23 protein-coding genes are annotated in these 23,773 nt (G+C 71.7%); 6 read left to right on the top strand and 17 right to left on the bottom strand.

The window, feature by feature from the left end; genetic code table 11:
- Window positions 1–145: 145 nt before the first annotated feature.
- Genes ACZ60Q_RS02690 through ACZ60Q_RS02675 form a run of 4 tightly spaced genes read right to left on the bottom strand, consistent with a single transcriptional unit; the run spans window position 146 to window position 3,778 of the window.
- Complete coding sequence (locus ACZ60Q_RS02690; RefSeq protein WP_469627301.1) at window positions 146–1,357, bottom strand: ABC transporter permease; 1,212 nt, start codon at window positions 1,355–1,357, stop codon at window positions 146–148.
- Window positions 1,354–2,148, bottom strand: a complete 795-nt coding sequence (locus ACZ60Q_RS02685; protein WP_469627990.1) for an ABC transporter ATP-binding protein — start codon at window positions 2,146–2,148, stop codon at window positions 1,354–1,356. The genes ACZ60Q_RS02690 and ACZ60Q_RS02685 overlap by 4 nt, the downstream gene beginning before the upstream one ends.
- Before the next feature lie 41 nt (window positions 2,149–2,189).
- On the bottom strand, window positions 2,190–3,254 hold the full coding sequence (locus ACZ60Q_RS02680; RefSeq protein ID WP_469627299.1) for a peptidoglycan-binding protein: 1,065 nt from the start codon (window positions 3,252–3,254) through the stop codon (window positions 2,190–2,192).
- Window positions 3,251–3,778 (bottom strand): hypothetical protein, encoded by a 528-nt coding sequence (locus tag ACZ60Q_RS02675; protein WP_469627296.1) that lies wholly within the window; start codon window positions 3,776–3,778, stop codon window positions 3,251–3,253. Before ACZ60Q_RS02675 ends, ACZ60Q_RS02680 begins: the two co-directional genes overlap by 4 nt.
- Before the next feature lie 125 nt (window positions 3,779–3,903).
- Between ACZ60Q_RS02675 and ACZ60Q_RS02670 the strand changes: the two genes are divergently transcribed.
- Together ACZ60Q_RS02670 and ACZ60Q_RS02665 are read left to right on the top strand one after the other, a co-directional pair.
- The gene (locus tag ACZ60Q_RS02670) at window positions 3,904–4,584 is read left to right on the top strand and encodes a response regulator transcription factor (RefSeq protein ID WP_469627293.1); all 681 of its coding nucleotides are present in this window, start codon (window positions 3,904–3,906) and stop codon (window positions 4,582–4,584) included.
- Window positions 4,581–5,798 carry a sensor histidine kinase gene (locus ACZ60Q_RS02665; RefSeq protein WP_469627290.1) on the top strand — a complete coding sequence of 406 codons (1,218 nt, stop codon included), beginning with the start codon at window positions 4,581–4,583 and terminating at the stop codon, window positions 5,796–5,798. Before ACZ60Q_RS02670 ends, ACZ60Q_RS02665 begins: the two co-directional genes overlap by 4 nt.
- Before the next feature lie 55 nt (window positions 5,799–5,853).
- On the opposite strand, the gene ACZ60Q_RS02660 is transcribed toward ACZ60Q_RS02665, so the two are convergent.
- Window positions 5,854–6,594 carry an SDR family NAD(P)-dependent oxidoreductase gene (locus ACZ60Q_RS02660; protein ID WP_469627287.1) on the bottom strand — a complete coding sequence of 247 codons (741 nt, stop codon included), beginning with the start codon at window positions 6,592–6,594 and terminating at the stop codon, window positions 5,854–5,856.
- Window positions 6,595–6,691: 97 nt separating this feature from the next.
- Here ACZ60Q_RS02660 and ACZ60Q_RS02655 point away from each other — a divergent pair, with 97 nt between their 5' ends.
- On the top strand, window positions 6,692–7,312 hold the full coding sequence (locus ACZ60Q_RS02655) for a TetR/AcrR family transcriptional regulator (RefSeq protein WP_469627285.1): 621 nt from the start codon (window positions 6,692–6,694) through the stop codon (window positions 7,310–7,312).
- Between the two features lie 51 nt (window positions 7,313–7,363).
- Here ACZ60Q_RS02655 and ACZ60Q_RS02650 read toward each other — a convergent pair whose 3' ends face one another.
- From ACZ60Q_RS02650 to ACZ60Q_RS02630, 5 genes are all read right to left on the bottom strand, one after another.
- Complete coding sequence (locus ACZ60Q_RS02650) at window positions 7,364–7,924, bottom strand: hypothetical protein (RefSeq protein ID WP_469627282.1); 561 nt, start codon at window positions 7,922–7,924, stop codon at window positions 7,364–7,366.
- A 190-nt stretch (window positions 7,925–8,114) separates the two neighbouring features.
- Complete coding sequence (locus ACZ60Q_RS02645; protein ID WP_469627279.1) at window positions 8,115–8,675, bottom strand: hypothetical protein; 561 nt, start codon at window positions 8,673–8,675, stop codon at window positions 8,115–8,117.
- Between the two features lie 62 nt (window positions 8,676–8,737).
- A complete protein-coding gene (locus ACZ60Q_RS02640) occupies window positions 8,738–11,038 on the bottom strand; it encodes a hypothetical protein (protein WP_469627276.1) in 2,301 nt (766 codons plus the stop codon).
- A gap of 38 nt (window positions 11,039–11,076) precedes the next feature.
- Window positions 11,077–11,571, bottom strand: a complete 495-nt coding sequence (locus tag ACZ60Q_RS02635) for a hypothetical protein (RefSeq protein ID WP_469627272.1) — start codon at window positions 11,569–11,571, stop codon at window positions 11,077–11,079.
- 256 nt (window positions 11,572–11,827) lie between these two features.
- On the bottom strand, window positions 11,828–12,445 hold the full coding sequence (locus ACZ60Q_RS02630; RefSeq protein WP_469627269.1) for a GNAT family N-acetyltransferase: 618 nt from the start codon (window positions 12,443–12,445) through the stop codon (window positions 11,828–11,830).
- A 206-nt stretch (window positions 12,446–12,651) separates the two neighbouring features.
- Between ACZ60Q_RS02630 and ACZ60Q_RS02625 the strand changes: the two genes are divergently transcribed.
- Window positions 12,652–13,917, top strand: a complete 1,266-nt coding sequence (locus ACZ60Q_RS02625) for an MFS transporter (RefSeq protein ID WP_469627266.1) — start codon at window positions 12,652–12,654, stop codon at window positions 13,915–13,917.
- 102 nt (window positions 13,918–14,019) lie between these two features.
- Here ACZ60Q_RS02625 and ACZ60Q_RS02620 read toward each other — a convergent pair whose 3' ends face one another.
- From ACZ60Q_RS02620 to ACZ60Q_RS02610, 3 genes are all read right to left on the bottom strand, one after another.
- Window positions 14,020–15,402 (bottom strand): carboxyl transferase domain-containing protein, encoded by a 1,383-nt coding sequence (locus ACZ60Q_RS02620; protein ID WP_469627263.1) that lies wholly within the window; start codon window positions 15,400–15,402, stop codon window positions 14,020–14,022.
- On the bottom strand, window positions 15,395–16,972 hold the full coding sequence (locus ACZ60Q_RS02615; protein WP_469627260.1) for an acyl-CoA synthetase: 1,578 nt from the start codon (window positions 16,970–16,972) through the stop codon (window positions 15,395–15,397). The genes ACZ60Q_RS02620 and ACZ60Q_RS02615 overlap by 8 nt, the downstream gene beginning before the upstream one ends.
- Window positions 16,973–17,104: 132 nt before the next feature.
- Window positions 17,105–18,328, bottom strand: coding sequence for a nitrate/nitrite transporter (locus ACZ60Q_RS02610; protein ID WP_469627257.1), 1,224 nt, complete (start codon window positions 18,326–18,328; stop codon window positions 17,105–17,107).
- A gap of 115 nt (window positions 18,329–18,443) precedes the next feature.
- Between ACZ60Q_RS02610 and ACZ60Q_RS02605 the strand changes: the two genes are divergently transcribed.
- Window positions 18,444–18,875, top strand: a complete 432-nt coding sequence (locus ACZ60Q_RS02605) for an Lrp/AsnC family transcriptional regulator (RefSeq protein ID WP_469627255.1) — start codon at window positions 18,444–18,446, stop codon at window positions 18,873–18,875.
- 44 nt (window positions 18,876–18,919) lie between these two features.
- Here the strand turns inward: ACZ60Q_RS02605 and ACZ60Q_RS02600 are convergent, their stop codons facing one another.
- The 3 genes from ACZ60Q_RS02600 to ACZ60Q_RS02590 all read right to left on the bottom strand — a co-directional run bounded on the left by ACZ60Q_RS02600 (window position 18,920) and on the right by ACZ60Q_RS02590 (window position 22,278).
- A complete protein-coding gene (locus ACZ60Q_RS02600) occupies window positions 18,920–20,491 on the bottom strand; it encodes a GAF domain-containing protein (protein ID WP_469627253.1) in 1,572 nt (523 codons plus the stop codon).
- Window positions 20,492–20,540: 49 nt separating this feature from the next.
- Window positions 20,541–21,578, bottom strand: coding sequence for a rod shape-determining protein (locus tag ACZ60Q_RS02595; protein ID WP_469627250.1), 1,038 nt, complete (start codon window positions 21,576–21,578; stop codon window positions 20,541–20,543).
- Window positions 21,579–21,708: 130 nt separating this feature from the next.
- Window positions 21,709–22,278: a hypothetical protein gene (locus ACZ60Q_RS02590; RefSeq protein ID WP_469627246.1), complete on the bottom strand. Its 570-nt coding sequence runs from the start codon at window positions 22,276–22,278 to the stop codon at window positions 21,709–21,711.
- A gap of 124 nt (window positions 22,279–22,402) precedes the next feature.
- Here ACZ60Q_RS02590 and ACZ60Q_RS02585 point away from each other — a divergent pair, with 124 nt between their 5' ends.
- Window positions 22,403–23,248 carry an SCO2400 family protein gene (locus ACZ60Q_RS02585; protein ID WP_469627243.1) on the top strand — a complete coding sequence of 282 codons (846 nt, stop codon included), beginning with the start codon at window positions 22,403–22,405 and terminating at the stop codon, window positions 23,246–23,248.
- 28 nt (window positions 23,249–23,276) lie between these two features.
- On the opposite strand, the gene ACZ60Q_RS02580 is transcribed toward ACZ60Q_RS02585, so the two are convergent.
- Window positions 23,277–23,708 carry a MarR family winged helix-turn-helix transcriptional regulator gene (locus tag ACZ60Q_RS02580; RefSeq protein ID WP_469627240.1) on the bottom strand — a complete coding sequence of 144 codons (432 nt, stop codon included), beginning with the start codon at window positions 23,706–23,708 and terminating at the stop codon, window positions 23,277–23,279.
- Window positions 23,709–23,773 lie beyond the last annotated feature (65 nt).

Below are 23,773 nucleotides of genomic sequence, written 5' to 3'. Positions count from 1 at the left end.
GTTGCTTATGCGGCCGGTTGGGTGGCCTGACGCTGTCGTGTCGTACGTGTCGTACGTGTCGTACGTATCTGGGCCGGGCCTGGCGGGAGGCCTTGGCGCCCCGGCCGCACACGCACCGCTTCGTGGGGTCCGCGGCGGCCGGGGCCTACGCGGCGTGCAGCGCCAGCGTCGGCGACAGGCGGGACGCCCGTACCGCCGGATAGAGGCCCGCGACCGTACCGATCACCAGTGTCGCGCCGAACCCACCGCCGACCGCCCAGAGCGGAACCACCCACGGCAGCCCGCTGCTCGCCGCGTACGCGCCCGTCGCCGCCGATCCGAGGACGATGCCCGCCGCGCCGCCGAGGCCGGACAGCAGCAGGGACTCGGTGACGAACTGGCTCCGGATCTGACCCCGGGTCGCGCCGATGGAGCGGCGCAGTCCGATCTCGTACCGTCGCTCCAGCACTGAGATGATCATGGTGTTGGCCACCCCGACACCGCCCACCAGCAGTGCCACTCCACCGAGGCCGAGCAGCAGATTGCTGAACGCGCCCTCGGTCGCGGCCTTCGCCTGGAGGCCGGACGACGGGTCCGTGACACGGACGTTGCGCGGGGTCTGCGGGTCCACGGTCCGGGCGACGAGGCTCCGGACCTTGCCGACCGCGGCGTCCGCGGAGCGTTCGTACAGCGTCGTCGGGTGGCCGTCGAAGCCGAGCCCGCTCTGGGCGATGTCCCACCCGACCAGCGCCGAGCGCGCGATCTCGGGGGAGAGCGGCAGGTCGTCGAGGATTCCGAGGACGGTGAAGTACCGGCCGTCGATGTGCACCCGCTGGCCCGGCCGGGAGATGCCGAGGCGGTCCGCCGCGACATCGCCCAGGACGACCGCCGGATATCCGCCGGTGGCCTTGTTGAGCCAGGTCCCGGTGCGGAGCTTCGCGCGCAGGGTGGCCGGCAGGTCCTCGGTGGCGGCCTGGACCGTGATTCCGCCGGTGATGTCCTCGGAGATCTTCTCCGAGCGGCGGACGGAGTGCTCCAACAGGCCGGTGCCGCCGACGTGTTCGACGCCGTCGATCCTGGCCACCTTGCCGACCGCGTCCTTGGCCATCGGGGGGCTCTTCCCGGTCAGCAGATCTTCGCCGGGGGTGATCATCAGCATGTTGGTCCCCAGCTTGTCGAGCTCTTGGAGGAGCTTCTTCTCGCTGGAGGCCGAGATGCCGACCACCGAGATCATCGTGGCGATCCCGATGGCGATCCCGAGGGCGGACAGCACCACCCGCAGGGGCCGGCTGCGCATCCCGGCCGAGCCGGTGTGCAGGATGTCGCGCGGGGTCAGCCGGGCCGCCTTGAGTACCGGCCGCCGCCGGTCGGTGCTCATGGGGCGTCACCCTCGACCCGCGCGGATACGTTTCCTCGTGCCGGGCTTCCCTGCGCCGCGTCTCCTCGTGCCGCGTTTCCCCGCGCCGGGCCGGCCTGCCCCGCTCTGTCCTGTACGACCTGCCCGTCCCGGATCCGCACCTGCCTCGGCAGCATCTCGGCGATCTCCGAGTCGTGGGTGATGACGGCGATGGTCGCGCCCTCCTGGTTGAGGTCGTGGATCAGTTGCATGACCGCTTCGCCGGACGAGGTGTCCAGGGCGCCGGTCGGTTCGTCCGCGAGCAGCAGATCGGGTTCGCCGACGACCGCGCGGGCGATGGCGACGCGCTGCTTCTGGCCGCCGGACAGCTCGTGCGGCCGGTGTCTCATCCGGTTGCCGAGGCCGACCCGGTCCAGGGCGAGGGCGGCCTGTCTGTGCCGTTCGGCGCGCGGCAGCCCGGAGTAGAGGAGCCCCTCGGCCACGTTCTCCTGGGCGCTGATGCCCGGCACCAGGTGGAACGCCTGGAAGACGAAGCCGATGTGCTGGGCGCGCAGTGCGGAGAGCTTGCGGTCGGAGAGCCGGCTGACGTCGTGTCCGGCGACGGCGACCGAGCCGGCCGTGGGCCGGTCGAGGGTGCCGACGATATGGAGGAGGGTGGATTTTCCGGAGCCCGAGGGGCCGACGATCGCCAGCAGTTCGCCCGCGTTGATCGTCAGGTCCACCCCGCGCAGCGCGGCGACCCCGCCCGGGTACTCCTTGGTCACCCCGGCCAGCTCGACCACCGGGACCGGGACCGGGGAGGCCGGTGCCATCGGGCCGGACCCGGCCGCGCGCGGGTGCGGGAAGGTGCCGCTCATGACGTCGGCACCCCGACCTTCATGCCCGCGCCCAGTCCGTCGCCCACCACCTCGACCCGGCCCTGCGCGAAGAGACCGAGCCTCACCTTGACCTCGCGCGCCCTGCCGCCCTCGACGACCTGGACGCCGAACGAGCCGTCGTCCAGTGCGAGCAGCGCGCCGACCGGCACACTGAGCACGTTCTGACGCGTCTCACCGCGGAATCTGACGGTGGCCGGGGACTTGTCGAAGCCCTTGACCCGGTCCGCGTCGTCGAAGGTGACGACGATGCCGACGCGCGGGGTCTTGTCGTTCGGGTCCGAGCCCGGCTTCGTCACGGAGGCGACCGAGGTGACGGTGCCCTTGGTGACGGTGCCGTCGGGCAGCTCCACGTCGACCTTGCCACCGGTCTTCGCCAGTGAGGCCTCGGAGACCTTGGCGTCCAGCTGGACGACACGATCGGAACCGGTGGTGGTCAGGATCGCCTGGCCGGGTGCCGTCCGGTCACCGGCCGCCGCTTCGGCGCTCTGGATCCGTACGGGCCCCGCGGAGAAGGCGATCTGCTCCGGGCCGATCCGGCCGGTCTGCTTCTGTTCGTGCGCCTTCTGCCACCGTTTGACCGCCGTGGCGGTGCCGGAGGTGTACGTGCCGTCGATGGCGAGCCCGGTCCCGTATCCGAGCTCGCGGAGGTTCTCCTCCAGCTGGAGTACGTCGGTGCCCTTGGAGCCGGTTTCCAGCATGCGGTACATCGGCTCGGCGCCGTACATCAGCCGGACGTCCTTGCCGTTCACCGCGTACAGCCTGCCATCGCGTTTGATCTTGGAGCCGCCGGAGGTGATCCAGGTCAGCACGCCGGCCGCGCCCGCGTTGAGCTTGTGCTGCCGGGAGTAGCCGAGGGTTCCGTCGATGCCGGTGCTGTTGCTCAGATCGCCCTTGACCACGGGGGCGGTGGCGGGCGGGAGGGCGGTCCGGGCCTGCCCGCCCTCCCCGGTCCGCGGTTCGCCGAGAGCGGTGACGGCGAAGCCGCCGCCCGCGACGGCCGCGATCAGCGCGACCGAGACGGCTATGGTGCGGCGCCTCACGCGGCGCACTTGTTCATGGCTGCCATGAACTTGTCGCGGTCGGCCCCCTCGGGAATGCGGAAGCCCTCGCTCATACCGTTCTTGGCGGGCCTAGGGTCGGGCATGGTGAAGCCCTTGCCGCGCAGACACTGGACGATCTTGAGCTGCTGGTCCGCCTGCTGCTGGTCCGCGGCGCCTTCACCGCCGCCGCCCGGTGCTGAGATCCCGCACTCTCCCAGCGCCTTCTGCCACTTCTCCGGAGAGGTGCCGTCCGGCTCGACGAGCGTCTGCGAGCGCGGGTCCGCGCCCGGCGGAAGATCGGCGATCTTGACGCCCTTCTCCCGAAGGCACTTGCGCAGCTTCTGGTCCGCGTCGACGACGTCCGACGGGACGCTGTTTCCGCCCGAGCCGCCCTCGGGCGCGGCCGACTCCTCGGCGGCCGACGACTTCACCCCTTCGCCGGAGGAGTCGGAGCAGCCGGAGGCGAACAGGGCCAGACCGGCGATGCCCGACGCGACGGCCAGGGTGAGCTTGCGATTCCTCATGGTTCCACTTCCCTTACGGACTCACCTGAGTACGGACGGGAGGAACAGTGACCGAAGCAGCCGTGTCGCTTCTCTTACCGAGCGCGTCACAGCGCCGTAATGCCACCATCGGGTAGACAGGGCGGATGCGCGTACTACTGGTGGAAGACGAGGCAATCCTGGCCGAGATGATCGCCGAGGGGCTGCGCCGCGACGCGATCACGGTGGACATCGCCCACGACGGCGCCATCGGTCTGCGCAAACTCCAGACCAACGACTACGACGTACTCGTACTCGACCGCGACCTGCCCGGTATGCACGGTGACGAGGTCTGCCGCCGCGCCGTGGCACAGCGGCTTCTCACCCGGGTCCTGATGCTCACGGCGTCCGGGACCGTACGGGACCGGGTCGAGGGGCTCGGCCTCGGCGCCGACGACTATCTCACCAAGCCGTTCGCGTACGACGAACTCCTCGCCCGGGTGCTGGCACTGGGCCGCCGGGCCCAGCCCGCGCTGCCGCCGGTGCTCGAACGGGCGGGCATCGTGCTGGACATCCCGCGGCGGCGGGCCAGCCGGAACGGGCATCACCTGAATCTGACCCGCAAGGAGTTCGCCGTACTCGAAACCCTCATGCGGGCCGACGGCTCCATCGTCAGCGGCGAGGACCTGATCGAAAGGGTGTGGGACGAACACGCGGGGTACGACACGAATCCGGTCCGGGTCGCGCTGAGCCGGCTGCGGGGGAAGCTCGGGGAACCGCAGGTGGTGGAGACGGTTCCCGGGGCGGGGTACCGCATCGCGTACGGCACGGCAGGGGCCGGCCGTTGACCGCGCGTCCCCTCGCGCGCCTGGTTCCGTGGCGGGTTCCGCGGGTACGGCTCGCGAGTGAGCGGGCCCGGCTCACCGCCCTCTACGGAGGCCTGCTGGTGATGGCCGGCTGCGTCCTGGTCACGGTCATCTACCTGCTCGTCCAGGACGGGCTCGACACCCGAATCGGCGGTGCGGTCGATCTGTTGCCGGAGGGCGAGCGCACCGGCGCGCACATCATTCCCGGAGAACTGATCTCGCCGGAGGAGATCGACAGCCATACGGTGACCGAGGCCGTGCGGATAGGCGCGGACACCACGCTCCACCGGCTGCTCACCGTCTCCGCGATCGCCCTCGCCGTCTTTGCCGCCTTCTCGGTGTTCCTGGCCTGGTGGATGGCGGGCCGGGTGCTGCGTCCCGTCGGCCTGATCACGGCCACCGCGCGCAAGCTCTCCGGTGAGAACCTCCACCAACGCATCGACCTCAAGGCCCCGCCGGGCGAGCTCAAGCAACTCGCCGACACCTTCGATCAGATGCTGGGCCGGATCGAACAACTGGTGGGCGCACAGCAGCGTTTCGCCGCCAATGCCGCCCATGAGCTGCGCACACCACTGGCGGTCCAGCGCTCGCTTGCCGAGATCGGCCTGGCCGATCCCGACCCCAAACCGGAACGCATCCAGTGGATCCGGAACCGGCTCATCGACGCGGCCGACACCAGCGAACAGCTCATCGAGTCGCTCCTCCTGCTCGCCGCCAGCCACGGAGGTGACCTGGAGCGCCGCGAACCGGTGGCGCTCGGCGAGACCGTCGCGATCGTCGCGGCCGGATTCGGCGACGAGGCCCGGGAACAGGGCATCACCCTGCGGATCCTGGCGGAGCCGATGACCGTGGAGGGCGATCCCGTCCTCCTCACCCATCTGGTGAACAACCTGATGGGCAACGCGATCCGCTACAACCATCGCGGCGGCACCATCGGGATCACGGCCACGGCCACGGCGGCCGGGTGCCACAGCCTGGAGATCACCAACACCGGACCGGTCGTGCCCGCCGAAGACGTGCCCCTGCTCTTCGAGCCCTTCCGCCGGCTGAACGCGCGCCGGCACGCGCCGGGCGAAGGAGTGGGCCTCGGCCTCTCGATCGTCACGTCCATCGCCCGAGCCCACGGCGCCGAGGCGACGGCTGAGGCGAACCCGGGCGGCGGCCTGGCGGTCCGGGTGGTGTTCCCGGCGCCTTAGAGGTAGTCCGGTTCGTGTAGTTCATGGGTGATGGTGATCTATGTGTCCCGCCAGGTCAGGCGGTGTAGCCACCGTCGACCGCCAGTGAGGTGCCGGTGATCCACTGGGCGTCCGGGCCGGCGAGGAAGGCCACGGCCTTCGCGGTGTCGGCCCCCGCGCCCAGAACCTTCGCCGCGGTCCGCAGGCGCTCCGCCTCGGCCTCGTCCGTGCCGTCCGGGTTCATGTCGGTGACGGTGGGCCCGGGGTCCACGATGTTCGCGGTGATCCCCTTGGACGCCACGTCGTGGGCCAGGCCCTTGGTGAAGCCGATCAGCGCCGACTTGCTCATGGCGTACAGCGTCACATCCGGGACCGGCACACGGTTGGCCCAGCAGCTGCCGATGCTGATGACGCGGCCACCGTGTCCCAGGTGGGGGATGGCTGCCTGAGTGGCCAGGAAGACGGCGCGCACGTGGACGGCCAGCGTGCGGTCGATCTCCTCCAGCGTCACATCCCCGATCGGCCCGTAGGGGAAGATTCCGGCGTTGTTGACCAGGATGTCGAGCCGGCCCAGCTCCGTCGCGGTCCGCTCGACGGACCGGACCACGGCCGCCGGGTCCGTGCTGTCGGCCTGGATGGCCAGGCCCCTGCGTCCGAACGCCTCGATCGCCTTGACGACCTCCTGGGCCTTGTCGGCCGCGCTCACATACGTCAGGGCGACGTCCGCGCCCTCCTCCGCCAGTCGGAGGGCGGTCGCGGCACCGATACCGCGGCTTCCCCCGGTCACCAGTGCCACCTTGCCCGCAAGCCGATGCATCTCGCTCCCTTCACGTTAAGGTTTATCTAGGTCGAGCGATCCAAAAATACTGACAGGCAGGATGACCGGAGGTCAACCCATCTCCGAGGAGGCAGACATGGCCGAAAGAGGCCGACCGCGCGCATTCGACCGGGCCGCGGCGCTGCGGCGCGCGATGGAGACGTTCTGGGAGTTCGGGTACGAGGGCGCGAAGCTCACGGACCTGACCGCCGCCATGGGCATCAACTCCGCCAGCCTGTACAACACATTCGGCTCGAAAGAGCAGTTGTTCCGCGAGGCCGTCGCGCTCTACGACCGCACCGCCGGCTCGGCGACCAACCGCGCGCTGCGCGAGGCGCCGACGGCGCGGGCCGCGGTGGAGGCCATGCTGCGCGGCAACATCGACACCTTCGCCGACCCGGGGACTCCCAGCGGCTGCATGATCGTGCTGTCGGCCACGAACTGTTCGCACCAGAACAGGGAGGTCGCCGAGCATCTGGCCGGGTGGCGGCGGACTTCGGTCTCGGAGCTGGAGAAGCGGCTGGAGCGGGCCGTGGAGGAGGGGGAGTTGGCACCGGGGACGGACGTCGGCGCGATCGCCGCCTTCTACGCGACCATCCTGCACGGGCTGTCGATAGAGGCCCGGGACGGCGTGTCCCTCCAACGGCTCCGCTCGACCGTGGACCACGCCGTGGCCCTGTGGGACTCCCTGGTGCGGCAGCCGGCCGGACAGTACTGAGGGGGGCCCGGCCGCATCAGGGCCGGACGCCCCCTTGTACGCCGGGCGGGGTCATCCGCAGGCGGCTGACCCTTCGACCGCCTTGGTGTAGGCGACGAGCAGTTTCTCGATGGCGTCCGGGTCGTCGACGCCCGAGTCGCGGGTCTCAACCACCGTGTAGAGGTCCTGCTCGGGGTGCTCCGAGACCTTGCAGGAGGCAACGGTCTGGCCGACGCCCGCTTTCCCGGTGTGGACGAAACGGAGGTCGTCCGACAACTTCCCGTCGTCCGTGTTGGCGTATCCCTGTGCGACTCCTGCCGCGCTGTCCCTGTCCCCCCACCATGCCTGGGCGAGGCTCAGGGCCTCCTTGCCGTCCACGGACAGGTTGCAGCGGACTGTTCCGTCGTTCGGCTTTGTGGTGGCCGTGGTGAGGGAGTCGCCGCCGGGCAGTACGGCCTTCACCAGTGCGGGGTCCACGGTGATCCCGCACAGGGAGGTGGGCACGGTGTACGCCTTCTTGGGCGGTTCGTCGCCGGAGCACGCCGACAGGGTGGCGGCGAGAGCGACGGCGGTTGACACGGCGACGACCCTGCCGATGAACCGACGACGCCGAGGAGTTCCACTGACAGACAACGCGAGAAGCCTTTCGATGCTGGGGCGGGGAAGACGCGGCAGGCGCTGTCCCCGGGCATGCGGTCAGATGTCCGTCTTCACATGGGGGGGCATCTGCTCGGCGACTTCCTGGTGCGGCAGCCGGCCGGACAGCGCTGAGGGGGCGCCCGGCCGCATCAGGGCCGGACGCCCCCTTGTACGCCGGGCGGGGTCATCCGCAGGCGGCTGTCCCTTCGACCGCCTTGGTGTAGGCGACGAGCAGTTTCTCGATGGCGTCCGGGTCGTCGACGCCCGAGTCGCGGGTCTCAACCGCGATGTAGAGGTCCTGCTCCGGCTGCTCCGGTACCTTGCAGGAAGGGACGGTCTTGCCTACGCCGGCTTTCCCGGTGTAGACGAAGCGTTCGTCTACCGACATGGTCCCGTCGCCCGTGTTGGAGTATCCCTGTGAGACCGTTGCCGTGGTCTGCCCCTGAGTCCACCAGGTCTGGGCGAGGCTGAGAGCCTCCTTGCCGTCCACGGACAGGTTGCAGCGGACTGTTCCGCCGTTCGGCTTTGTGGTGGCCGTGGTGAGGGAGCCTCCGCCGGGCAGTACGGCCTTCACCAGTGCGGGGTCCACGGTGATCCCGCACAGGGAGGTGGGCACGGTGTACGCCTTCTTGGGCGGCTCGTCGCCGGAGCATCCCGACAGGGTGGCGGCGAGAGCGACGGCGGCCGACAGGGAGACGACCCTGCCGATGAACCGGCGACGCCGAGGAGTTCCACTGACAGACAACGTGAGAGGCCTTTCGATGTGGGGGTGGGGAAGCCGCGGCGGGCGCCGCCTCCGGCATGCGGTCAGATGTCCGTCTTCAAGTGAGGATTCAGCTGCTCGGTGTTCGTACCGGCGGCCCGGAACCCGTCCTGGGTGGACGCTCGCGCCTTCTCGTCGATGCTGTTGTCCATCAGGTCGTCGCGGCCGTGCGCCTTCGCCGCTGCCTCCACGGCCTTCTCGGTGTACTCCGAGTTCTTGTCGACGCCGCTCTCCCACCGCTCGCCCATGACAGGGCCGGCGTTGTCTTTGGCCTTACCCTCGGCGTCCTTGAAGAAGGAGTCGAGGATCATGCTGCTCGCCGTCTCCGCCACACCGCCGGCCACCGCGCCGCCGACCGGGCTGGCGACGAACGACGTACCCACGCCGATACCCGTACCGATGCCCCCCGAGATGGCGTTCTTCCACTGCGCCACGGACTGCTCATACTTCTTGTCGGCTTCCTCGGCTTCGCCGGCGACCGCCTCCTGACGGCCCATGGCCAGCGTCCCGGACACCTCGCCCGAACCGTTGGCGACCTCCAGGACGGCGAACTCGGTGTCCTTCGAGTAGACCTTGTCCGCCGGCAGATCCGGGTTCATGTGGTAGTCCATGAGGTTCGCCATGTACTGCTTGTTGGCCACCTCCACGGCCGCGTACCCCTCGGCATTCTGTCCCACGGTAAGCAACAGGGCGTTCACTTCTCGGTGGTTGAGCGTGGCTGAGCTGCCGGCGACGGGGAACAGGTTGTCCGTTTCGCCGTCCGAGTCGTTGGTCATGGCCCGGTTGATGTCCGGCAGGTACTCCGAGGTGATCTGCCCGATGCTGTCGCCCATGTAGTTGTGCTTGGTGAGCCGTTCGTTGTCGTCCGCGACGGAGGCGACGATCGACTCGAAGAGCTTGGTCTGCCCCTCGTTGTGGGCCGGAGTGTCCGCCGTCGGCAGCTCGCCAGCAGGGTGCCCGGTCGTGGCGGCTTCCAGGGCGAGGGCGAGGTTGTTGCGGCCGGTGTTGTCGTCGTCGCCCTTGAAGTTGGTCTCCTGCGGCCACTCCCGCTCCTCGAAGAGGTACTGGAAGTTGGAGAGCGGGATCTTCCCGTTCTTGCCGTTGCCGTCCGTGTCGCGTTCGAAGGGGGAGTCGTCCTTGGCGACGTACTCCTGGTTGAAGAAGTCGGTGGCCGCGTCCGGGCTGTTGGACAGCCCCTTGAGATAGCCGGTCAGCGGGTCGTCGCCGCTGTCCTCGCCGATCCGGTTGAGCCACGGGTCCGGGCCCAGGTGCTGCCACGCCATGTTGTCGTGCTCGCCGTTGCCGGTGAGCTTGCGTTCCGTCTCCATGAGCTTGGTGCCGTAGCTCTTGAGGAACTGGTCGTCGTAGTCGCCGGTCCGCATCAGGTTGCTCATGACCTGGAAGCCCATGGGGCCGCCGCCGTCCCGGCCGATGGGCTGCTCGCCCAGCTTGATCATGTTGCCCTTCCAGCTCGTCATGTCGGCGGAGTCGCTCTGTGTGGCGGTGGCGAGCGTGAGGCCGAGATTGCGCTGGAGGTCGTCGAGCTTGTCGAGCCGTTCGCGGCCCACGTGCGGGTTCACGGCCGGGTCGTTGATGCCCTGCCAGAATTCGAGGGTCTTCTGAGGCCCGAGCTGTGTGGCGAAGCGCTCGGCGAACAGCGGGTCGTCCTTGTACTTGTCCAGACCGTTGTTGATCTTGTCGAAGTCGGCGGGCGTGAGGTCCTCGGGGTTCTTCGCCGCGATCCTGGCGAGGTCCTCGGCCGTCTTGACGGCCTCGACCGCGGAGTCACGGTCCTTGTAGGAGGCGTCCGAGAAGCCCATCGTGGACTGGTCGGCAATCGCGGTCAGTACCTTGCTCGCCGACGTGTCGCTCTCCGTGGCCTTCTTGAGAATCCCCTGCACTTCGTCGCGCAGCGCGGTGACATCGCTCTGGTCGTGCTCCGGGACGGAGGTGCCCTTCGCCGCTCGATCCGGGTGGATGTTCATCGTGACGGTGAAACCGCCGCCGCCGTTGTCGACGACGGTCAGATTCTTCTTGGCTCCGCGACTGATGGCCTCCTCGACGTCCTTCTTGTGCTGCCGGAGCTCGTCGCGGGTGTCGGTGAGGATCTTGCTGATGGTGTTGGCCTGGGTGTGGGCGTCGGCGAACTCACCGGCGGTCTTGCCGACGAACTCCTTGGTGACCTGGGCGTTCAGGCCGGCCCAGTCGGCCGAGTTGGCGGCCTTGCGCAACCCCTCCTCGGCCTGCTTCTTCAGTTGTGTGAGGTTGCGTACGAGCAGGCCCCAGTCGGAGACGGCTTCGTCGAGCGTCGCGAAGTTGCCGAAGCGCAGCGCGTCGAGATCCATGAGTGGTCGATTCTCCCTGTACGTCTGTGGTCGCGCTGCTACTTCTTCTGCTCGTACGCCGGGTTCTGCTTGCCCGGCTCGCCGACCCGCTCGTCGAATCCGGCGTCCAGGGTGTCGATGCTGCTCATCTGCCGCTGGATGTAGTGGTCGTCACCGGCGTGCACCTTCTTGGTGACCTGCATGTGGTTGGCGATATGGGCGCACGCGTCCATGAGCGACTTCAGCTGCTCGTCCCACCGCTTCGACACGTGCTTGAGCCCGCCGCCCAGCGCGAAGCCCTGACCGCTCAGGTCACCGGCCGCTTTGTCGCTGCTGGGAACGGCCACCCGGGCCTTGCCCCACAGCTCGTCGTAGAGTCCGTGTGCCTGGCTGCCGATCTTCACCAGATCGCCGTTGGTGACCTTGAGGTCACCGGTCTGCCCGGGCAGGGCCGCCGAGCCGCCGCCCCCGGGGTCGAGCTGGTTCAACCGCATCCCGGCGGGTTGCCGATGGACGGCGTCGGCCTTCAGCTGTTCCCACTCGTCCCATGCCATGGAAGACCCTTCCCCCGTGCGGCCGCTGCTTTCCGTCGCGGCTGGTGAGCGCCTTTGCTTCAGACCAAGCTAGCAACTCGACCACGTGTTCAAGCGGGGCGGAGCTCGGTCCTCGGACTGTGGTGGTGACCGTCTGGTGGAGACTTCGGGACCGGCGCCGTCCGATGTCCCGGGATCAAGTGGTTGGTCTGCTTTCGCGCTCTGCTGGGCCCGCCGGTACGCCCCCGGCGGGCCCAGCAGAGCGGCCTGAGGGACCTCAGGCGGCCGGGTGCCGTGCCTCCGGCCGCCCGCCGCGAGGTGCCGCGACGCCCGGCCGCTCGGACGCGGAGGCGGGCAGGGCGCTGGAACGGGGACACACGTGGAGGGCCGCCTCCTTGTGGGGCAGCCGCACCGTTTTCACCCAGGACATCCCGGCCCGCTCCATCACCCTGCGGCAGGCCAGGTTACGTACGTCGGGCTCGGCGGCGACGCGTTCCGCCTCGGGGAAGTACCGGAACAGCGTCCGCACCAGGTCCGACACGAACGCCGTGCCCAGCCCCCGCCCGGTCAGCGCCCGGTCGACGATCGCCAGGTGGAACCCCAGGTCGTGCCGGCTCCAGGACTGGAAGGACGCGATGTTGGAGCGCAGCGGCCGGTAGACCTCGATATAGGCGAACCGCCTGCCCTCGTACGTGATCAGGAACGGCCCGGCCTCCTCGCTCGTGTGCAGGCGGCGCAGTTCGTCACTCCAGCGCTCCGCGGGCCAGTCCTGGTGCCAGGTCTCCACCAGATACTCCTGGCCCATCCAGCCGGACAGCAGGCGGCCCTCCTCGGTGGTGCCGCTGAGCGGACGGGCGGCCCAGGGTGCGGGCAGATCAAGTCGGTCGGCGATCACAGCTCTCCTCTCTCCTGTACGGGGGTGTGCTCCCTCGGCCTCCGTGCCGACCAGCCTTGATCAAGAGGCAGGGCCCGTCAAGAAGCGGCCGAATCCGGTACCCAGGGGGCGGAGCACCGCCCGCGCGGTGCTCCTGCCCCGTGGATTTCGGCCGTACCACGAGGTGAGTGCGGGTGGTCCCGCGCCGGGCGCGGCTACCATCCCCTGTGACCGAAACGACTGAACCGCCCGGGCGCCGCACCCTCATATTCGCCGACCTCACCCCGCTGCGGCTCTCGCCCGACTACCGGCGGCTCTGGTTCGGTAACACCGTCTCCTGGGTCGGCCAGGGCATGACGTCGCTGGCGGTCTCGCTCCAGGTCTACGACATCACCGGGTCCGCGTTCTCCGTGGGACTCATCGGGTTCTGCTCACTCGTGCCGCTGGTCGTCTTCGGGCTCTACGGCGGGGCCGTCGCGGACACCGTCGACCGGCGCAAACTTGGCCTGTTCAGCGCCGCCGGGTCGTTCTTCCTGTCCGTCGTCCTGGTGGCGGCGACGTTCGCCGGCGTCGAACGGGTCGGGCTGCTGTACGCGGTCGTCGCCCTCCAGGCCGTCTGCTTCGCCCTCAACGCACCGGCCCGATCCTCGATGATCGCCCGGCTGCTGCCGGCCGAGCAGCTGCCCGCTGCCAACGCGCTGAACTCCATCACCACCACGACAGGCATGCTCGTCGGGCCGATGCTGGGCGGTCTGATCGTCGGCTGGTGGGGCTACCGCTCCGCGTACACCGTGGACGCGGTCTGCTTCACCGCCTCCCTGTACGCCATGTGGCGGCTGCCCTCGATGCTGCCCGAGCGGCAGGAGGGCGACACGGGCAAGCGGGCCTCCGTCCTGGACGGGCTGCGTTTCCTCGGGACCCGGCCGAACCTGCGGATGAGCTTCTTCACCGACCTGTGCGCGATGATCCTGGCGCATCCCCGCGCCCTCTTCCCGGTCGTCGCCGTCCTCTGGTACGGGGGCGACGCGCGGACCACCGGACTGCTCGTCGCCGCCCCGGCCCTCGGCGCGCTGCTCGGCGGCGTGTTCTCCGGCTGGCTCGGCCGGATCCGGCGGCACGGACTCGCGATCCTGCTGGCCGTCGGTTCCTGGGGCGTCGCCATCGCCGTCTTCGGGCTCACCCGCAACCTCCTGCTCGGGGTGCTGTTCCTGGCGCTCGCCGGATGTGCGGACACCATCTCCATGGTCTTCCGCAACACGATGCTCCAGTCGGCCGTGCCCGACGAGATGCGCGGCCGGCTCCAGGGTGTCTTCATCGTCGTCGTGGCGGGCGGCCCCCGCCTCGGGGACTTCCTGGCGGGCTCGGTGGCCGACCTCACCACCCCCACCGTCGCCGTCACGGGCGGCGGCATCCTGTGTGTGACCGGCGTGGTCCTGCTCGCGCTGAAGTGGCGCGCCTTCGCCCGCTACGACGCCCACGACCCGCAGCCGTAGTCCGTAGCCCTGGCAAGCAGCCCCGGCCCCGGCCCCGGCCCCGGCCCCAGCCCCCGGCCCCGGTTCCGGCCCTGGTCCTGGCCGGGTCCGGGCGCCGCCCGTTCAGCTCACGATCGAGCGGGCGAACCCGAGCTCCAGGAGATCCTGTGGGCGCAGCCGCAGCTGGTCGGCGGTGGCGCCGGCCTCCGACGGCGACCGTTTGAGGATCGCGGCGGCCAGCTCCGGGGCGATGACGGAGAAGTAACTGTCCGCCGTCACATGGGTGTTGCCGGGCGCCGCGAGAGCCAGTGCTCCGCCCGAGCCGCCCTCGCCGATCACCAGCGTCGTCACCGGTACCCGGGCCGCCGCGACGGCCGCGAACGTGTCGGCGATGGCCGCGCCCGCGCCCGCCCGTTCCGCCTCGGCGTCGTTGGCCGCACCCGGGGTGTCGACGAGGGTGAGGACGGGGACGCCGAGCCGGTCCGCCAGCCGGATGGTGCGGGCCGCCGCGCGGTACCCGGCCGGGCGGGTCGGCGTCCCGCACTGGGCGACGTACGCGACGGGCAGCCCGTCAGCGCGCAGCCCGAAGCCGCACAGCAGCCCCGGGTCCGTGGAGCCGCACCGGTCTCCGTGGAGCGGGAGCCGTACGGCGAAGTAGTCGGCCAGATACGTCTTCGCGCGGGGCCGCCGAGGATCGCGGGCACCCGCCACCGCCTCCCGCCCGGTCTCCGGGAGCCGGGCCGCCGACAGCGCGCGGGGCAACGGCGCGGCGGCGATCGCGCCCGGCGCGTCGGCCCGGAGCGCGCCGGTCACCGTGTGCGGGCCGAGCGCGCGCAGCCAGTGCGTCACCGTGCGGGCCAGTTCGCCGGGCGGGACGACCGCGTCCACCTGGCCCGCCGCGAACTGCCCCTCGGCGCTGTACGCGTGAGGGTCCGCGTCCGCCGGCCGCACCCGGGAACCGGCGAAGCCGACCTGCGCGCCGGGCAGCGCCAGCACCACATCGGCCCCCGCCCCCACCGTGGCCCAGCCCCCACCGGTGCTCGGGTCCCGGACCACCGCGATCTGCGGGAGCCCGGCCGCGCGCAGCCGGGTGGAGGCGGCGGCCACCCGCTGGAGCTGGGTGAGCGCGACCATGCCCTCCTGTATCCGGCTGCCCCCGGTGGCGACGAGCGCGAGCAGCGGCAGCCGCCGGGTCAGGGCCAGCTCGTACGCGGCCGCCAGCCGGTCACCCGTCAGCCGGCCCAACGAGCCTCCCAGGAAGCCGAATTCGAAGGCGAGCAGCACGCAGGCGCGGTCGCCGACGACCCCGGTTCCGTACACCACGGACTCCTCCTCGCCGGTTCGTGTCGCGGCCCGCTCCCGCGCCGCGTCGTATCCCGCCCAGCCGAGCGGACCGTCCGGCTGCAGGGGGTGCGACGGCGGGCGGTGCTCGGTGAAGCCCGCCGCACCGGTGAGCAGCGCGATCGTCTCCCGGGCCGTCGCCCGGGCGGGGTTCTCGTCAGACATGGAGCGACCTCTTCATGATCTTCCCCAGGTCGTTGCGGGGCAGGGCGTTGAGGAAGTGCACGGTGCGCGGGCGCTTGTGCGGGGCCAGCTGGGCCGCCACGTGGTCCGCCAGTTCCTCGGCGGGGGGCGGGGAGCCGGGGTCTGCCGCGACCACCCAGGCCACGACCCGTTCGCCCAGGTCCGGGTCCTCCTCGCCGGTCACGGCGGCTTCCCGGACCCCGGGGTGCGCGAGCAGCACGTTCTCGATCTCGCCCGCGCCGATCTTGTAGCCGCCGCTCTTGATCAGGTCGGTGGCCTTGCGCCCGACGATCGTGACGTACCCGTCCTCGTCGACCGTGCCGACGTCCCCCGTACGGAACCAGCCGTCCGCCGTGTGTGCGGCGGCGGTGGCGTCGGGCCGGTTGAGGTAGCCGGTGAACAGGTTCGGGCCCCGGACCTGGATCTCGCCGATCGCCCCGGGCGCCTCCAGCGCGGTGCCGTCCTCCTCCGCCAGGCGCAGCTCCACCCCGGGGAGCGGTGGGCCCACCGTGCCGGGGCGCGGGGCGCCGTCCGCCCGGATCCCCGTGTTCATCAGGGTCTCCGTCATCCCGTACCGCTCGATCACCCGTCGCCCGGTCGCCGCCGCGACGCGTTCGTGGTCGTGCGCGGGCAGCGCCGCCGATCCGGAGACCAGCAGCCGGGCCCCGGCCAACGCCCGTGCCAGCGCGTCCCGTTCGACACCGGCCGCCGACGCGTCCCGGTCGACACCGCCCGCCGGGGTGCGGTGTCCGCTGCCGTCCGCCGGGCCGTCCAGCGCCTCCGCCAGCCGGTGGTACATCGTCGGCACCCCGAACAACATGGTGCCGCCGGAGGTCAGCTCACGGGCCACGCCCTCGGGCGAGAACCTCCCCAGGTGGCGTACGGAGCCGCCGCGTCGCAGCGGGCCGAGGACGCCCAGGATCAGCCCGTGCACATGGAACAGTGGCAGTGCGTGGACCAGGACGTCGTCGCCGGTCCATCTCCAGGCGTCCTCCAGCGCGTCCAGGGACGCGGCGATGGCCCGCCGGGGCAGGACGGCGCCCTTGGGCGGGCCGGTGGTGCCGGAGGTGTAGACGATCAGGGCGGGGGACTCGGGGCCGGCCTCACCCGCCGTCGTGGTCAGGGGGCCGGGGCCGGCCCCGGCCGCCGCGTACTCCCCCGCAGGCCCCTCCGGGCCGCTGGCCTCCGCCCGTGCGTCCACGGTCACGCGCCGCAGCTTCTCCAGTGCGGGCGGCAGCGCGTCGTCCGGTCCCGCCAGCACGGCCGTGGGCTCACTGTCGGCGAGGATGTGTGCCAACTCGCTTTGTCCGGTACGGGGGTTGAGCGGCACGGCCGGAACTCCGGCCCGCAGCGCCGCCACCACCGCGATCACCGTCTCCGGCGTCGGGGTGGCCCAGACGGCGACCCGGCCCGCGTCCACGATGCGGGCGGCGAGCGCGTCGGCGGCCCCGGCGAGCCGGCCGTAGGTCAGGGACAGGTCACCGAAGCGGACGGCCTCCCGGGAGGCCGCCGGGCCGGCGGGGGACTGGAGCGCGGGAAGAAGGAGGGTCACGCCGGGCAGCCTAGAGCTTCCGGACGGGCCCCGTCCGGACCCGGGCGCCGATGAGGGCGGGGTCACCCCGAGCCGGCGCGGCACAGGGCCCGCCCTGCCCCTCACATCGCCGCACGGGACACCGATCGGGTCTCACCCGTCGCGCCGGATCGTCCGCATCCGCCCGTACGCGTACACACACCCCGCCAACGCCAGATCGGACAGCAGCATGAAGCCGATCGCGTACGAGCCCTTGGCGCTGTAGATCGCGCCCATCACCAGCGGTGGAACGAAACCGCCCAGCCCGCCCATCGCCCCGACGATGCCCGTCACACTGCCCACCTTCGGCTCTGGCGTCACCTGCGAGACCAGGGCGAACACACTGCCGCTCGCGGTGCCGAGCCCGGCCGCCATGGCCAGCAGCGCGATCGTGCCGACCGGGTTCAGCGGCGGCTCGAAGGCCTGCACGATCGCCATCAGCGCGGCCAGCAGCAGGGCCGCCGAGGTCACCAGTGCCGGATGGGCGCGGTCCGAGAGCCAGCCGCCGATCGGCCGGAAGACGACCGTGACCAGGGCGAACCCGGCCGCCTTGGTGCCCGCCTCGGTCGGCGACATCTCGTACCAGGTCTTCAGATACGTCGGCAGATAGACCCCGAACGCCACGATGCCGCCGAAGCCGATCGCGTACAGCGCCGACAGCTCCCAGGTCACCCGCAGCCTCCCGGCCGCACCGAGCCGGTGCGTCAGGGTGTCCGTGGGGATCTTCCGCCCGGGGTGGTCGCTGACCAGGACGGCCGCCAGCAGCGCGAACACCACCAGCGCGCCCGCGACCACGAGGAACGGCAGGTTGTCGCCGTGCTTCGCGATGCGCGGGGTGAAGTAGCCCGACAGGGCCACCCCGCCCATGCCCATCCCGAACACACCCAGGGCGAAGCCCCGTTTGGCCGGCGGGAACCACGAGTTGACCAGCGGAACGCCGATCGCGAACGTCGTCCCGCCGAGCCCCAGCAGAAAGCCGACCGCGAGCATCGCCCCGTAGGAGTTCTTCGCCGGGATCAGCAGCAGCACCGGCACGACCGTCAGCGCGGAGACCAGCGGGAACATCAGCTTCGCGCCGTACCTGTCCGTCAGCGCCCCCACCGGGATCCGGCCGAGAGACCCGACGAGCACCGGCACGGCCACCAGGAAGGACTGCTGGAACGAACTCAGCCCGAGGCGGTCCTTGTAGTCCCCGGACATCGGAGCGATCAGGTTCCACGCCCAGAACGTCAACGCGAACCCGACCGTCGCCACGACGAGATTGCGGTACGCGGCCGGGGGCGGTGCGGCTGCCGCCGGGGCGGGCGGCTCGGGGGGCTGCTTGACGGAGGTGTCCACAGAGGCCAGTCAAGGGCGCGGGGTACCGCACGGCCCGCCGGACTGCGCCGACCGGGGGACGGAGGTTCCCCGGGTTCCCTCAGCCAATATCGCCGCAAGCTGGGACAATCGTCCTATGGATCGGCTGGACAGGGAAATCCTCGGCATTCTCCAGGAGGACGCCCGGATCTCGTACCGGGATCTGGGCGTACGCGTGGGGCTCAGCGCCAACGCGGCGGGCGACCGGGTCCGCCGGCTGCGCCGTGACGGGGTCATCCGGGGCTTCACCGTCATCGTCGACCCGGCCGCCGACACCCGTTCGGGTCTGGTCGTCTTCATCGATGTGTCCCTGCGCCTGGACACGACGAACGAGGAGTTCGAACGCTCGGTGCTGATGCTGCCCGGAATCACGGAGGTGGTGCACGTGACGGGCGGCCACGACTATCTCGTACGGGCCACCGCCGCCGACCCGGGGGCGCTGGACACCCTGCTGCGCCGGCTGAAACGGGAGGCGGGCATCGCCCACTCCAACACCCGGATCGCCCTGCGGGCGGCCCCGAAACACTGAGCCGGGCGCCCCGGAAGCGGGGCCCCGCCCGCCGGACGTCCGGGTCAGACCGGGGCCTGCCAGGTCACCGTCGTCGGGCGGCCGTCCTCGCCGCGCCCGTCATCCGCGACCACCAGCCGCACCCCGCTCCGCCCGTCCGCCGACCGGAACGTGGCGTCCACCTCCACCTCGATGGCCGACACCCCGGGCCTGCGGTGCGCGGCGGCCAGCGCCCCGCGCAGGGCAGCCAGCAACTCCCGCCCCGTCTCCTCGCCCACCAGCGCGTCCACCGCCCCGGTGAACCGCACCGACGGCGGGAAGCCCAGCAGGGCCGCCGCGCCCCCGGTCTCCCGCAGCACCCGGCCCCGGAAGGTGCTCGGGGCCCCGGCGGGCGGCTGCTGGAGGGCGAAGATCGCGGTGCGTACCTCCTGGATGGTGGAGTCCAGCTCGTCCACGGCCCGCCCCAGCAGCTCACCGGCCTCCGCCTCTCCGCCGCCGGCCTCCTCCGACGCGGCCCGCCGCCGGGTCGACTCCAGCATCATCTCGGTGGCGAAGAGCCGCTGGACCACCAGATCGTGCAGGTCACGGGCGATCCGGTCGCGGTCCTCGTACACCGCGAGCTGCTCCCGGTCGGCCTGCGCGTCCGCCAGCACCAGGGCGAGGGCCGCCTGTGAGGCGAACTGGGTCGCCAGCAGCCGGTCCATCTCCGTGTAGGGCCGCTCGCCGCGCCGCCGGGGCAGGGCGAGGGTGCCGATGAGCCGCCCGCCGCTCTGCAACGGCAGCATCATGCTCGGCCCGAAGCGGGAACGTACGCCCGTGGTCATCCGGGGGTCGGTGGCCGAGTCCTCGATGAAGACCGGTTCGCCGCCGAGCAGCTGCACCAGCACCGCGGAACCGGGCTCGATCACCGTGCCGACGATGCCCGCCGGATCCTCCAGCGTGGACGCGGTGACGATCGCCATCCCGCCCTCCTCCGTCGGCTGGAGGATCACCCCGGCCGACGCACCCGCCAGCACCCGGGCCCGCTCGGCCACCGTCATCAGCGCGTCCGCCGCGTCGGTACCGGTCAGCAGGGCCGTGGTGACGGCCGCCGCTCCCGTGATCCAGCGCTCGCGCTGCCGGGCCGTCCCGTACAGCCGGGCGTTGCCGATCGCGATGCCCGCCTGGGCGGCGAGGACCCGCAGCAGGGCCAGGTCCGTTTCGCTGAACGGCCCCGACGGTTTCTCGGCGAGGCAGAGATGCCCGAAGACCTCGGTGTGGACCAGGACAGGTGCCCGTAGGAAGCCGGGGAGGCCGCCCGCCAAAGGACGGCCGGGCGGACGGTCCCGCCGGTCCCGCCGGTCCCGCCGGGCCTCCTCGACCGGAGCGGCCGGCCCCTCGGGGCAGTCGTCCGGGAAGCGGGCGAGGCTCTGCCGCTCCGCATCCGTCATCCCGGCGGTGTACAGCTTCTCGACCTGGTCCCGGTCCGGTTCCAGCACCCCGAGCGCACCGTGGCGGGCCCCGGTGAGGGCGGTGGAGGTGTCCACGATCTGCTGGAGGGTGGAGCCCAGTTCCAGGTCGCTGCCGACGTCGAGGACCGCCTCCAGGAGCATCGGCAGCCGCCCGGCGGCCGGGCCGGGCTCCACGGGCCCCTTCATCCGCGCTGTCCGCGACGGCCGGTCCACCGCCCGGTCCGTGCCGACGCGCTCACCCCGCCAGCGGGTTGAGGACCATCGGCCGGATCTTGCCGTCGAGCATCGCGCCCAGACCGAGCACCGAGCAGACGTCGGGGCGCTCGGCGATCTGCACCGGCATTCCGGTCGCGTCGCGCAGCATCTGGTCGAGGCCCGGGAGCAGTGCGCTGCCGCCCACCATCATGATTCCCCGGTCCGCGAGGTCGGCCACCAGGTCCGGCGGGCAGTCGCGAAGCACCTTGCCCACCCCGTCGAGCACCGCGGTGAGCGGGGTGTGGATGGCCTGTCGTACGGCGGCGGTGTCGACCTGCGCCGAGCGGGCCAGTCCGGTCGCCACGTCGCGGCCGTGGATCTCGGTGAGGGCGGGGCCGGTCAGCTGGAGGCCGTTGCCGTGCAGTGCCAGCTGGAGCGGGCGCACGGACTGGCTCGGGAGCAGCAGTTCGTGGTGCTGGCGCAGATGCTGGATGATCGCGTCGTCGATCGCGTTGCCGCCCACCGGGATCCGGACGGCGGTCACGATCGAGCCCAGCGAGAGCACCGCGATCTGGGTGGTGGCGGCCCCGCACACCATGATCATGGTGGCGGTCGGCTGCTCGACCGGCAGCCCGCAGCCCACGGCCGCCGCGATCAGGGTGTCCACCAGCTCCACCCGGCGGGCGCCGAGCCCGACCAGGGTCTCCACCGTCGCGCGCTGGGCCAGCGGATCGGCATCGTGCGGGGTACAGGCGGCGGCGCGCAGCCGGGGCTTGCGGCGCAGCTGGCGGCGGAGCTTGTCGCCCAGCAGATGGCGCAGCATCCGCTGGGCCATCTCGATGTCGACGACGGTGCCGCCGGAGACCGGGCGGGCCACCCGGATGTACTCGGGGGTGCGGCCGGTCATCTGCTCGGCGAGCGCGCCGACGGCGATGAGGGAGCCGGTACGGGTGTTGACGGCGGCGACGCTCGGTTCGTCGACGACGAGCCCGAGCCCCTTGACGTACACCCGGGTCCTCGCGGCCCCGAGATCGACGGCGACATGGCAACGCTGCAACTGCTCAAGGCTGACGGTCACGGCGAGTTCTCCCGAGAACGCGGACGGTGGCACCGGCGGCGGCCGGTCTCTCCTTGCATGCTCGCGCTCTCCCGCCCTTCGCGCGCGCTGGGATGCGCCGTAAGGGGACAGGAGCTGACGGTTCCTCAGGTCAGTGCTCCGGAAGCAGCCGCTGGAACAGGCCCCAGGTGAACTCCGCGACCCGTTCCCGGCCGGTGACCGGGTCGGTGACGGCCAGCGACCAGCGGGTCGGGGCGCTGCCCTCCATCGGCCGGGCCGGGGGAAAGGCGCGGGCCGCCTCGTCCACGGTGCACGACCACGGGAGCAGCGTGTCCGGAGAGGCGGGCTCCGGTCCGGCCGCGCCCGGGGCCCGCACCAGCCACTCGTTCCACACGGTCCCGCCGGTCCCGGCCAGCACCTCGAACCGCAGGTCCGGCCAGAGCGGCACCGGCCACAGCAGCGCCTCGCAGTCCAGGTCCCCGACCCGGCGCGGCAGGGCCCTCTCCGGTTCGCCGAGCACCGAGCGGTAGCGCCGCAGCGACCCCCGCCCCCGGGGTGCCCGGACCATGGCCTGCCAGCGGCGGTTGGCCTCCCGCATATCGGCGAGGGAGGCGCTCAGCTCGTGCCGGGCCTCCTCGACCAGGCCGGGCTGGTGGTCGGCCATCCGGCGCAGCAGGACGAGCTGGAACTGGAGGGGGCCGAAGGGGGCCGGAGCGGTCATGCCGCCCATCCTCCCGCGTGTCAGGCGTATCGGACCGGCCGTCACCGGAATCCGGTCTTCCTCACAGGATCCTCACCTGTGCGGCTTCCCTGGTTGTTCCGCACACGCCTAACCTGCGGGCGCCATGGATTACTGCCACCCGTGCCGACGGCATCTCAACGGAGCCCTGGCCTGCGCCGGGTGCGGTACGCCCGCCGAGGCACTGGGTCCCTGCTCCGTGCCCGGGCCCGCCGGCCCCGCACGGGACCTGCGTGACGCGCCGGACGGGACCGCCGCGCCCGCCGTCGCGGAAGACCCTCGACGTGATGGCCGACGTGGCACCCGGCGCGATGCCCGGCTCGACGCCCGACGGGATGCCCGGAGCGGTGCCGGTGCCGGAGGCCGGCCCGGCGCCCGCCCCGCTTCGCGGCGGCGGGCCCGCGGCGGCCATCGTCGGCGCGGCCGGACCGTCCTGCTCGGAGCCCTCGGGCTGCTCCTCGCGGCGGGCGCCCTGAGCCTGGCGGAACTGGCCGTGGAGCCCGGGCGGGACGACACCGGCGCCGACTACGTACGCGAGTCGCCGTCCGGCCCGTCCGGGGCCACGCCCGAGGAGCCGTCCGCCGACGAGCCCCGTGATCCCGGCCCGGCCGGCTCCCGGGCCGGGGCGACCACGGAGCCCGCGACGGATGCCTCACCGTCCGGCACGCACAGGGGGAACCCCTCACGGGCGCCGGACCCCGAAGCCTCCGCCGCGGACGGGCCCACCGCCTCCTTGGACCCCGGCGACGCGGACCCCGGCGACGCGGACCCCGGCGACGCGGACCCGTCCGGCGCTCCCGACAGCCCGCCCGCCGATCCGCCGGAACCGGACGACCCGCGGGATCCGACGACGGCGCCCGCACCCCCGCCCCCTCCGCCGTCCCCGACGGAGCCGACGCCCGCCCCGACGCCGTCCCCGACCTGCACCCGCTTCCTGTGGTGGTGCATGTGATCAGGGGCCGGGGGCCGGAGGACCGGAACTAGGCCGGCGGCTCGCCCAGCATCCGGCGCAGCAGGTCCCGCAGGACCGTGCGCTCGGCGTCGGAGAGGCCGGCCAGCGGCTCCCGGGCGAAGTCCAGCGCGTCCCGCAGCTCACGGGCCGTGCGCCTGCCCTTCTCCGTGACGGCGGCCAGCTTGATCCGCCGGTCGGCCGGATCGGGCCTGCGCTCGACCAGCTCCCGGGCCTCCAGCCGGTCGATGATCCCGGTGACGTTGGACGGCTCGCACTTCAGCCTGAGGGCGATCTTCCGCATCGGCAGGGGATCCAGCGAGAGCAACCCGAGCACCCGCGCCTGCGCCCCGGTGAGGGAGTGCTCGGCGGCGGCCCGGTCGTACTCCTCGTAGTAGCGCGCCACGACGGTGCCGATGAGCTGGACGACCTCAAGGGTCAGCGGGTCTGCGCGAGTGGCCATGGGTCACAGCGTACCGATTTACTTGACATCATGAAATATTCAGGCGCATGGTTGTTTTATGTCAT

This window comes from Streptomyces sp. NPDC104313, assembly GCF_055583985.1.
The sequence above is the reverse complement of the archived record's forward strand: the minus strand, read 5'-3'. Positions and strand labels throughout refer to the sequence as shown.